Source organism: Myxococcus sp. CA039A (assembly GCF_013336645.1).
Classification (GTDB): domain Bacteria; phylum Myxococcota; class Myxococcia; order Myxococcales; family Myxococcaceae; genus Myxococcus; species Myxococcus llanfairpwllgwyngyllgogerychwyrndrobwllllantysiliogogogochensis.
Genome location: NZ_JABUMQ010000392.1, coordinates 1 through 9,240 on the forward strand (window position 1 = coordinate 1; position 9,240 = coordinate 9,240).

The 9,240-nt window shown below is 70.5% G+C and carries 12 protein-coding genes; 5 read left to right on the forward strand and 7 right to left on the reverse strand.

Going from position 1 to position 9,240, the window contains the following annotated elements; genetic code table 11:
- The coding region (locus tag HR086_RS40980; protein WP_174468331.1) for a sulfite exporter TauE/SafE family protein at nucleotides 1-552 on the forward strand (552 nt) is incomplete at its 5' end.
- Nucleotides 549-1,010, forward strand: a complete 462-nt coding sequence (locus HR086_RS40985; protein ID WP_174458885.1) for a DUF1634 domain-containing protein — start codon at nucleotides 549-551, stop codon at nucleotides 1,008-1,010. The genes HR086_RS40980 and HR086_RS40985, both read left to right, overlap by 4 nt.
- 5 nt (nucleotides 1,011-1,015) lie before the next feature.
- On the opposite strand, the gene HR086_RS40990 is transcribed toward HR086_RS40985, so the two are convergent.
- The 6 genes from HR086_RS40990 to HR086_RS41015 all read right to left on the reverse strand — a co-directional run bounded on the left by HR086_RS40990 (nucleotide 1,016) and on the right by HR086_RS41015 (nucleotide 6,098).
- Nucleotides 1,016-1,519 (reverse strand): histidine phosphatase family protein, encoded by a 504-nt coding sequence (locus HR086_RS40990; RefSeq protein ID WP_174458884.1) that lies wholly within the window; start codon nucleotides 1,517-1,519, stop codon nucleotides 1,016-1,018.
- A 59-nt stretch (nucleotides 1,520-1,578) separates the two neighbouring features.
- Nucleotides 1,579-2,523, reverse strand: a complete 945-nt coding sequence (locus HR086_RS40995; protein WP_141644370.1) for a metallophosphoesterase — start codon at nucleotides 2,521-2,523, stop codon at nucleotides 1,579-1,581.
- 12 nt (nucleotides 2,524-2,535) lie between these two features.
- Nucleotides 2,536-3,891, reverse strand: a complete 1,356-nt coding sequence (locus HR086_RS41000) for a cell wall metabolism sensor histidine kinase WalK (RefSeq protein ID WP_141644369.1) — start codon at nucleotides 3,889-3,891, stop codon at nucleotides 2,536-2,538.
- A 12-nt stretch (nucleotides 3,892-3,903) separates the two neighbouring features.
- Nucleotides 3,904-4,584, reverse strand: a complete 681-nt coding sequence (locus HR086_RS41005; protein WP_174463736.1) for a response regulator — start codon at nucleotides 4,582-4,584, stop codon at nucleotides 3,904-3,906.
- 87 nt (nucleotides 4,585-4,671) lie between these two features.
- Nucleotides 4,672-5,181, reverse strand: coding sequence for a hypothetical protein (locus tag HR086_RS41010; protein WP_141644367.1), 510 nt, complete (start codon nucleotides 5,179-5,181; stop codon nucleotides 4,672-4,674).
- Nucleotides 5,178-6,098, reverse strand: coding sequence for a lipopolysaccharide assembly protein LapB (locus HR086_RS41015; RefSeq protein WP_174468332.1), 921 nt, complete (start codon nucleotides 6,096-6,098; stop codon nucleotides 5,178-5,180). The genes HR086_RS41010 and HR086_RS41015 overlap by 4 nt, the downstream gene beginning before the upstream one ends.
- 163 nt (nucleotides 6,099-6,261) lie before the next feature.
- Here HR086_RS41015 and HR086_RS41020 point away from each other — a divergent pair, with 163 nt between their 5' ends.
- Complete coding sequence (locus HR086_RS41020) at nucleotides 6,262-6,864, forward strand: DUF177 domain-containing protein (RefSeq protein ID WP_174468333.1); 603 nt, start codon at nucleotides 6,262-6,264, stop codon at nucleotides 6,862-6,864.
- Nucleotides 6,865-6,994: 130 nt separating this feature from the next.
- Here HR086_RS41020 and rpmF read toward each other — a convergent pair whose 3' ends face one another.
- Entirely contained in the window at nucleotides 6,995-7,183 is a 189-nt protein-coding gene (gene rpmF / locus HR086_RS41025; protein ID WP_141644364.1) for a 50S ribosomal protein L32, read from the reverse strand.
- Between the two features lie 443 nt (nucleotides 7,184-7,626).
- Between rpmF and plsX the strand changes: the two genes are divergently transcribed.
- Both plsX and HR086_RS41035 read left to right on the forward strand, forming a co-directional pair.
- Nucleotides 7,627-8,688 carry a phosphate acyltransferase PlsX gene (plsX, locus tag HR086_RS41030; RefSeq protein WP_174468334.1) on the forward strand — a complete coding sequence of 354 codons (1,062 nt, stop codon included), beginning with the start codon at nucleotides 7,627-7,629 and terminating at the stop codon, nucleotides 8,686-8,688.
- 53 nt (nucleotides 8,689-8,741) lie between these two features.
- The coding region (locus HR086_RS41035; protein WP_373564415.1) for a beta-ketoacyl synthase N-terminal-like domain-containing protein at nucleotides 8,742-9,240 on the forward strand (499 nt) is incomplete at its 3' end.

Here is a 9,240-nt window from a genome sequence, read left to right on the forward strand (position 1 = left end):
GTGGGAGGGCGCGGGGTGTACCTCGTCTTCGGCGCCGTCATGGCGTACTCGGCGCTGGTGATGCTGCGGCGGATGCACGCGAGCGAGGAAGCGCCGGTGCCCGAGGACGCGCTGGCGGACCGGCTGGCGCTGCACGGCAGCTACTGGGATGAGTCCACTGGCCGCGAGGTGAGCTACCGCGTCACCCGTCCCCTGGCGGGGCTGGGGTTGATGTATGTGGCGGGCACGGTGAGCGGCATGCTGGGCATCGGCTCGGGCGCGCTGAAGGTGCCCGCCATGGACCTGACCATGCGGCTGCCGCTGAAGGTGTCCACGGCCACCAGCAACTTCATGATTGGCGTGACAGCGGCGGCCAGCGCGGGCGTCTACTTCGCGCGAGGCCACATCGACCCGTTCATCGCGGGCCCCGTCTGCGTGGGCGTCACGCTGGGCGCGTGGCTGGGCTCACGTCACCTGATGGCGAGGGTGAATGCGTCGTGGCTGCGCGCGCTCTTCGTGGGCGTGCTGCTGTGGGTGGCCTTCGAGATGCTGCGCAAGGGGTGGTCGTCATGAACGAAGCGCCGTCATCCGAGCCCGAGCCCCGCCCCTTGCCGCCGTCCAGCGTGGCGCTGCCCGTGGGGCCAGAGGCCGTTCCGCTGGTGCCCGAGCTGCTCATTAGCGACCTGCTGCGCTACGGCGTCCTCGTCAGCATGTCGCTGGTGACGCTGGGCACGCTGGTGACGTTCTTCCGCCACCCCGACTACCTCGTGTCTTCCGAGGCCCTGGAGCGCCTCACCGCGCCGCACCCCGTGCCGCACGGGCTGGCGGACGTGGTGGCGGGCGCCATGGCCGCGCGAGGGCAGTCCTTTGTCATGGCGGGGCTCCTGGTGATGATGGCCGTGCCGGTGATGCGCGTGGCGCTGTCGCTGCTCATCTTCCGGCAGCAGAAGGACCGGCTCTACGTGGCCATCACCACCGTGGTGCTGACGCTGCTGCTGGTGTCCTTTCTCGTGGGCGCCGCGGAGGGCTGAGCGCCTCACCCCCCCGTGTCGTAGCGCTTGAGCGCGCGGCCCGGCGCGGCCCACCAGACGAGCTGGAAGCCCGCGTCGTCCCCGGTGGACTGGAGCGCCACGGCGGTGCCCTTGCGCAGCTTCTCCGGCGCCTGGGTGTCGTCGCCCAGCGCGAGCGCCAGCGCCTGCTCCAGCGAGGGGTTGTGGCCCACCAGCGCGAAGCCCGGCCCCAGCTCCCGCGCCAGCTTCAGGATGCGCCGGGGCGCGCTGTTGCGGGGCACCAGCGCGGGGTGGACCTCCACGCGCGACAGGCCCAGGGCCTCGGCGAGCAGCTCCGCCGTCTGGACGGCGCGCACCAGGGGACTGGTGACGATGCCTTGCAGCGGGGTGAGGCGGGCCAGCTTGCGCGCGTGTTGACGGAAGAGGGCGCGGCCCTCCGGGGTGAGGGCGCGGGCTTCATCCCCAAGGATATGCGTGTCTTCGGCTTCGGCGTGGCGGACGAGCAGCAGCGGCAGTTCGCGAGCGGACATGGTGGCCTGCCTCAACCACCCGCCACCGTCCCGGGCAAGCAACGTCCCGGCGACAAAGCTCAGCCGTCCAGGTCGTTCAACACATCCAGCGGCAGCGGTGTCGCGTCCGTCACGGTGCCATCCAGGTCCGTGGGCAGCGAGGTGGGGTCCACGTCCGGAGGAGCACGTCCCTCCAGGGGCACCGCCGCGTTGCGAATGGGGGCGCCCGGCGGAGGCCGCAGCACGGGGCCCGCGGGCGGCAGGCCGGAGTGGCGGCGCGCGGCCTCCATCAAGGCGTTGTGATGGCGGTAGCGCGCCTCCACGAGCTTGTGGATGAGCAGCGGGCCGCCGGGGACGCGGCGCGCGGTGAGGGCCTGGGTGGCCTTGCGCACCGGGTAGCGCACCCGGCGAATCTGCACGCGCCAGCCCTTGGGCGTGTACGTGAAGACGCCGTAGGCGGGGCGCAGGTCTCCGTCGCGCGGAATCCCCGCGCTGGCCACGTCGGCGATGAGCATGCGGCCCACCCGGCGGCGGTAGGGGAAGTGCAGGTGGCCGAAGGCGCACGCCGCCGCGTCCAGGTGCGCGAAGTAGCGGCGCACCGCGACGTCATCCAGCGTGGGGTCCAGCGACTCCTCGAGGTTGCGCGGGTTGGCGTGGCAGACGAAGAGGTCCTGTCCCTTGCGCGGCGTGTAGCGCACGGAGAAGGGCAGGGCGCCCAACTGGCGCAGGTGCGCCTCGCCGAGCTGGTCTCTTGTCCAGCGCAAGAGCTCCGTCTTCCAGTGGTCCCTCTCGCGGTACGCACCGCCCAGGTAGTTCCCGGCGAGGTAGCAGTCGGTGTTCCCCATCAGCACCGAGTCGCAGCGGTCGAAGAGCAGGTCCACCGTCTCGCGAGGGTGCGCTCCGCGCAGTGCGAGGTCGCCGGCGGCGACGATGTAGTCGGGCGCAACGGAGCGCGCGATGTCCTCGAGGACGGCCTCGCAGGCGGGGAGGTTGCCGTGAATGTCCGCGAGGATGGCGACCCGCATGGTCGTGCCATCCTACCCCGTCGCAGACCGAGCGGGAGCCGCCTGGGGCAGAAAAATGGTGAAGGTGCTGCCCTCGTTCGGTTGGCTCTCGACCTTGACCTCTCCGTCCATGGCCTGGAGCAGGTGCTTGACGATGGAAAGACCCAACCCGGTGCCTCCCATGTCCCGGCTCCGGCCCTTGTCCACCCGGTAGAAGCGCTCGAAGATGCGCGACAGGTGGCGCGGTTCGATGCCCACCCCGGTGTCCCGGACGCGCACCACGCACCGCCCGTCCTCGCACGCTCCGTCCACGTCCACCCGCCCACCCGCCGGGGTGTACTTCACCGCGTTGTCCAGGAGGTTGAGCAGCACCTGCTCCACCGCGCGCGGGTCTCCCACCGCCACCAGTCCCGCAGGGACATGGAGTGAAACCACCTGGCCCTTGCCCTCGGCCTTGGGTCGCACCGTGTCGGCGGCCCGGGCGGCGGCCTCGGCCAGGGGGACGTCGGTGAGTCTCAGGCTCACCTGTTGCGACTCCAGGCGAGACAGCTCCAGCAGGTCCTCCACCAGCTCGGACAGTCGCTCGGACTGGCGGTGGATGATTTCCACCATGCGTGGAGCCACCTGGGCGTCCCCGAGCGCTCCTCCCTGGAGCGTCTCCGCGTAGCCTCGGATGGCCGTAATCGGCGTGCGCAGCTCGTGGGAGACGTTGGCGACGAAGTCCTTGCGCACCTTCTCCAGCCGGCGCAGCTCGGTGACGTCGTGGAAGACGGCGGCGCTGCCCGGCAAATCCCTTCCCAGGGGCGTCACGCGCACGGACAGGGTGCGGGGAAACAGCCCCTCGAGCGAGAGCTCCAGGTGACTGGAGTTCCCCTCGCGGCAGCCGCGCATGACGGCGTCGTGCAGTTGGTCATCGCGGATGACGGCCAGGGGGCGCTGGCCGACGATGGGTGCGCCCGTCTGGAGGATGTTCCGGAGCGCGTCGTTGTGGCGCACCACGGTGCCCTCCGCGTCCGTCACCCAGATGCCCTCGGCCATGCTGTCCAGGACGGCGGTGAGGGTGCGCGACTCCTGGGTGAGCTCCGTGTTTCGCGCGGACAGGCGGGTGTGCAGCGAGTCGATGGCGCCCTCGAGGCTGGCCACTTCCTCCAGCCGGTCCGGGTCTGGCGTCGGTCCGCCCCCCCCCTCGGCGCGGCCCCGCGTGCTGCGCGCCAGCCTGTCCAGCTGTCGTTGCAGCGCGCCACGGCTCAGGCCCAGCGCCATGAGGGAGCCGGCCAGGGTGATGAGCGCCACGGGCACCGCGGCGCCGGGGGTGCCCAGCGCGGCCACGAGCAGGCCCACCAGGGTGGCCGGCATCAACAGGGGCAGGAGCGTGTAGCGCAGGGGCATGGAGCGGGCGGCCTAGGGAGGGCTGAGCTTGTAGCCGACGCCGCGCACCGTCTCGATGATGTCGCCCGCGGGGCCCAGCTTCTCCCTGAGGCGCTTGATGTGCGTGTCCACGGTGCGGGTGTGGATCTCCGCCTGGATGCCCCAGACATCGGAGAGGAGGGTTTCGCGCGTCTGCACCCGGTCGCTTCGCTCCAGCAGCGTGCGCAGCAGGCGGAACTCCAGCGCGGTGAGGACGACCTCCACGTCCTTCACTCGCACCTGGTGGCGCGAGGTGTCCAGGAGGATGTCCCCGGCGGCGAGCACCTGCGCGGGCCCTTCGTCGGCATCGCCCCGGCGCAGCACGGCCTTGACGCGCAGGAGCAGCTCGCGGACGGAGAAGGGCTTCACCACGTAGTCGTCCGCGCCCAGCTCCAGGCCCTGCACGCGGTCCGACTCCTGGCCCTTGGCGCTGACGATGATGACGGACGTCTTTCGCAGCTCCGGGTCCTGCTTGAGCATGCGCAGCACCTCGCCGCCCGCGATGTCCGGCAGCATCAGGTCCAGGAGCAGCAGGTCGGGTGGATTGGCGCGGGCGCGGGCAAGGCCTCCGGCGCCGGTGTTCGCCGACTCCGTCTCGAAGCCCGCGGCCCGGAGGTTGTATTCGACGAGCCCGGCGAGGTCCTGCTCGTCCTCGATGATCAGGATGCGCGTCATGGGGTCCTCTCGGAAGTCCTGTGGAAGCTCGACGGAAAAGGTGTAGCCGCGGGGGGCAGCGAGCGCGGGCGAGGAGCGCCGCCTTGCTCAGGGGCCGATGGAGGGGTCGCAGGACTGCTCGGTCAACACGAGCGGCGCGGCGACCACCGGGGCGTTGTCCCCGGAGTTGACGACCTTGAGGTAGTTGCAGGAGCTGCCGAGGAAGCGCGACGGAGCGCCCACGGCGATGGCCTCGATGACGAGCGCGTAGTCGCGGCCTACCGGCACGTCGACCTCGAGCGCCTGGCTGCCGCCGTTCTGCATGGCCGCCAGGTCCACGGTGAAGCGCAGGGCGCGGCCCTCGTTGCCGCGCGAGTCCTCCAGCACCACCAGCTCCTCGCGCTTCACCTGGGTGTTGAGGCAGGTGCGCTGCAGCTCGGTGCAACTGCGGCGCGAGCCGTCCTCGAGGACGCTGACCTGGAGCGCGTGGACCTCGGCGGCCACCGCGCGCGACATCGTCACGTCCAGGCCGAAGCGGCCGGCGGTGCCGGAGTCCGTGGGACCGCAGGCGCACAGCGCGAAGGCGAGCGGCAGGGACTTCAAGAGGCGGAGGCTCATGGCTGGGAAGGGTCCACGCGGATGGTGATGGGGACGCGGCCGCGGTCCTCGGAGGAGGAGAGGGCCACCACGCCCGCGGTACCGCCGATGGCCACCGCGCCCACTGCGACCCAGAGCCAGGGGCTCTTGTACCAGGGGCGTCCTTCGGAGACCTCGGCGGCGGCCGTCGAGCGCTGCGGTGCCACCTGGAAGAGCATGGGCTGGAAGGAGTCACCGCGTCCGGCGAGCCGGCGCTGCGCGGCGTCCACCACCTCGAAGTAGTACTCCACCTCGTAGGGCTCCGGCTCCACGGGCACGTCGTAGGCGGGGACGACGGCGCGGAAGCGCTCCTTCTCGCCCCGGTCCTTCACGAAGTCCACGGAGTTGTAGGCCTGGTCTCCGGCGCGCCGGTAGAACAGCCGCGCGCGGGCGCCCAGCGCCAGCTCCTGGATGGTGGCTTCCACGACGATGGGCTCGCCGCCCGGGGGATCCGGAATCGGATCCACGTCGAGCGTCACGGGGCGCACACGCCGGCTGCGGATGTCCTCCTTGATGCGCGCGTAGAGCGAACGCAGCTTGGGCGGCGCTGTGCGGGGCAGCTCGTAGTCGGGACGGGCCTGGAGCAGCTTCTCGTACGCCTCGCGCGCCTGGTTCTCGTCGCCCAGGTACAGGGCGGTGAGGCCGAGCAGGCGGTAGAGCTCCACGAGCTGGTCGTCGGTGACGTCCGGGGCGTCCAGGCCCGCCTGGAGCGTGCGCCGGGCCTCCTCGAACTCGCCGTCGTCAATTTGCTCGCGGGCGCGGGTGATTTCTGGGCTTGCTGGCCCGAGCTGCGAGAGGGCAGGCGAGGGGAAGAGGGGACGGGCAAGCCCCGGTGGAGCCAGGAGGCCCACGACGAGGAAGAGTGCCCCCACGCGCAACGGCAAATCGTGCCTGTGCATCAAACCGACCCTATCAAAGCGTTGTCTGGAGAATCCACGAAGGCCACCCCACCGGTGGTGACGGCGCAGTGACATCTTCGCGGTGCTGTTGAACCCGGGCGTGTTGACGCTAGAGGGGCCGCCCTCTATGTTGCCCGCCCAATTTTACCTGGATGTCGCGTAAATGCTCGTAAAGGTTGAACAAATTCATGAGTCGGGGCTCAAGCTGGACGAGCCCATCTCGCCGGAGCTGCTGGGCGCCGCGCTGGAAGGGACGGCGTCCGGGTTGGACACCGGCTTCCGGGCCACGCAGGCATCCCAGCTCAAGGCCACGTTGCGGCGGGTGAGCGGCGGGGTGCTGCTGAACGGCAATTTCACCGTACACGTCACCAGTCCCTGCAAGCGCTGCCTGAAGGACGTGGAGCTGGCGCTGCCCGTGGTCTTCTCGCTGAACCTGGTGCCCGAGTCGATGGCCCGGGGCGACGACTTCAAGGACGACGACGAGAAGTCCATGGAGAAGAAGGAGCGTCAGCAGGGGGAGACGGGCGGCTCGTTCGAAATCGATGGCGTGGACCAGGAGGTCTTCAATGGGAAGACCATCGACCTGGACCCCATCGTCCGCGAGCAGGTGCTGCTCGCCCTGCCGATGAACCTGGTCTGCAAGGACGACTGCAAGGGCCTGTGCTCGCAGTGCGGCACGAACTTCAACGAGGCCCAGTGCCAGTGTGACACGAGGCAGGTGGACCCCCGCCTGGCGTCGCTGAAGAACATCAAGCTCGGCAACTGAAGTCCGCCAAGGACGCCGGCCCCGCTGGGATTCGGGGCCGGAAAAGAGCAAGGGCCGCGACCTCCGATTGGGGAGGCGCGGCCCTTCGTGCTGCTCGACGCCCCTCTTCAGGAGCGTCACTGGCAAGGCCTCAGGCCTCGGCTTGGGGCAGCAGCTCGCGCCCCTTGTACTGGCCACACGACGTGCAGGCGCGGTGAGGCATCACCGGCTCCTTGCAGTTGGGGCACTTGGTCACCTGCACGGCGGTGCGCAGGTTGTTGTTGCCAGCGCGACGAGTGTCACGACGCATCTTCGAAGTACGCTTCTTGGGGACGCCCACGGCTCACCTCTGTCTCACGCGCTGTGCCGGGGTCCCCGGCTGCCTGCGCAACATGTCGGTCAACACCGGCCTTGGAGCAGTCGCGACGAGCTCGCGTACTCCTGGTCCGGCTTGAAAGGCGGCGGACCCTAGCGGCTCATCCGGCCCGAGTCAATGCGCGTGTACTGCCCAGTCACACCGCGAAGTGCCTCGGGGCCGCCCGCCCGCCAGATACCTCACGCGCCCCGCCGGGACAACGCTCGTGATGGGCTCATTTCCGCCCGCCCCGCGGATCATCCGGACCTGGCGCCCCCGCTCGACGCGGCGCTGCCCACCTGGACCCACCCCATGCCATGGGGCAAGCGAGTCGTTGCCCCCCTGGGAGGTTCCTGGTGTGCTGCGCGCCGCCCGGCGGGCCGGGTGGGTTTCGAGCTGACACGCACGCAGACACGGAGAGGGCGGGGATGAGGCTGGTCCTGGACGCGATGGGGGGAGATCACGCGCCGGGGGCGCCGGTGGAGGGCGGAGTGCTCTTCGCCCGGGCCCACCCCGAGCACGAGGTCGTCCTCGTGGGGGACACGGCCCGGGTGACGCCCCACCTGGGACGCGGGCTGCCTCCGCCCAACCTCCGCGTGCACCACGCGTCCGAGGTCGTGGAGATGGATGACCACGCCTCCACCGCCTTCCGGCGCAAGCGGGACTCGTCGCTCCGGGTGGGCTTCGAGCTGGTGCGCGACGGGCACGGGGATGCGCTCGTGTCCGCGGGCAACTCCGGCGCGGTCATGGCGGGCGGCTTGATGACGCTGGGCCGGCTGCCCGGCGTGGAGCGCCCCGCCATCGCCGCGCTCTTTCCCGCGCTCAAGGGCGGCGGGCGCTGCCTGCTCTTGGACGCGGGCGCCAACGTGGATTGCCGGCCGTCGCATCTGGCGCAGTTCGCCGTGCTGGGCGAGGCCTATGTCCGCCTGCTGCTGGGCGTGGCCCGTCCCCGGGTCGCGGTGCTGTCCAACGGGGAGGAGGCGTCCAAGGGGACGATCCTGACGCGCGAGGCGAGCGACCTCTTGCGCCAGTCCGACCTGGACTTTGGCGGCTACGTGGAGGGCAAGGACCTCTTCTCCGGCGACGTGCAGGTGGTGGTGACGGACGGCTTCACCGGGAATGTCGTCCTCAAGACATCCGAGGGCGTGGGCATGGGCGTCATCGGCATGCTGCGTCAGGCCATCGAGAAGCGGGGTGGGCTGTCGGAGAAGCTGGGGGCGCTGCTGCTCCAGCCCGCCCTGAAGGGCCTGCGGAAGATGGTGGACTACGCCGAGTACGGAGGCGCTCCGCTGCTGGGCCTGCGAGGCGTGGGAATCGTGGCCCACGGGCGCTCCTCTCCTCGAGCCATCCACAACGCCCTGGGCGCCGCGCTGGCCACCGCGCAGGGGGGACTCCAGGAGGAACTGACGCGATGCATCGCCAGGGCCGCCGCCTGGCTCCCTACCCACCCGAGGGGAAAAAGAGGGACAGAAGAAGCCGTTTCCGATTAGAGACCGGCGCCTGGGCGTTGGGTTCGATGAAGCTCCTTTTCGGGAGAACCCTCGTGGCATGCACGCAGATCATCGGCACCGGCTCCTACGCTCCCTCCCGGGTCATCACCAACCAGGAGCTGGAGGCGTGCGTGGACACGTCCGATGCCTGGATTCGTGAGCGCACCGGCATCCACGCGCGAAGGCGCGCTGCGGACGACGAAGCCACCAGCGACCTGGCCGTCGCCGCCTCGCTGAAGGCCCTGGAGATGGCGGGCGTGGCGCCGGAGGAGCTGGACCTCATCGTGGTGGGGACCATCACCGCGGACATGCCCATGCCCTCGTGCGCGGCCTTCGTGCAGGCGCGGCTGGGCGCGCGCCGGGCCTTCGCCTTCGACGTGGCCGCCGCGTGCGCGGGCTCGCTGTACGCGATGAGCATCGCGGATCAATTCATGCGCTCCGGACAGGTGAAGCGGGCGTTGGTGGTGGGCGCGGAGCTCCTGACGCGGGTGGTGGACTGGACGGACCGGAACACCTGCGTGCTCTTCGGGGACGGGGCGGGGGCCATGGTGC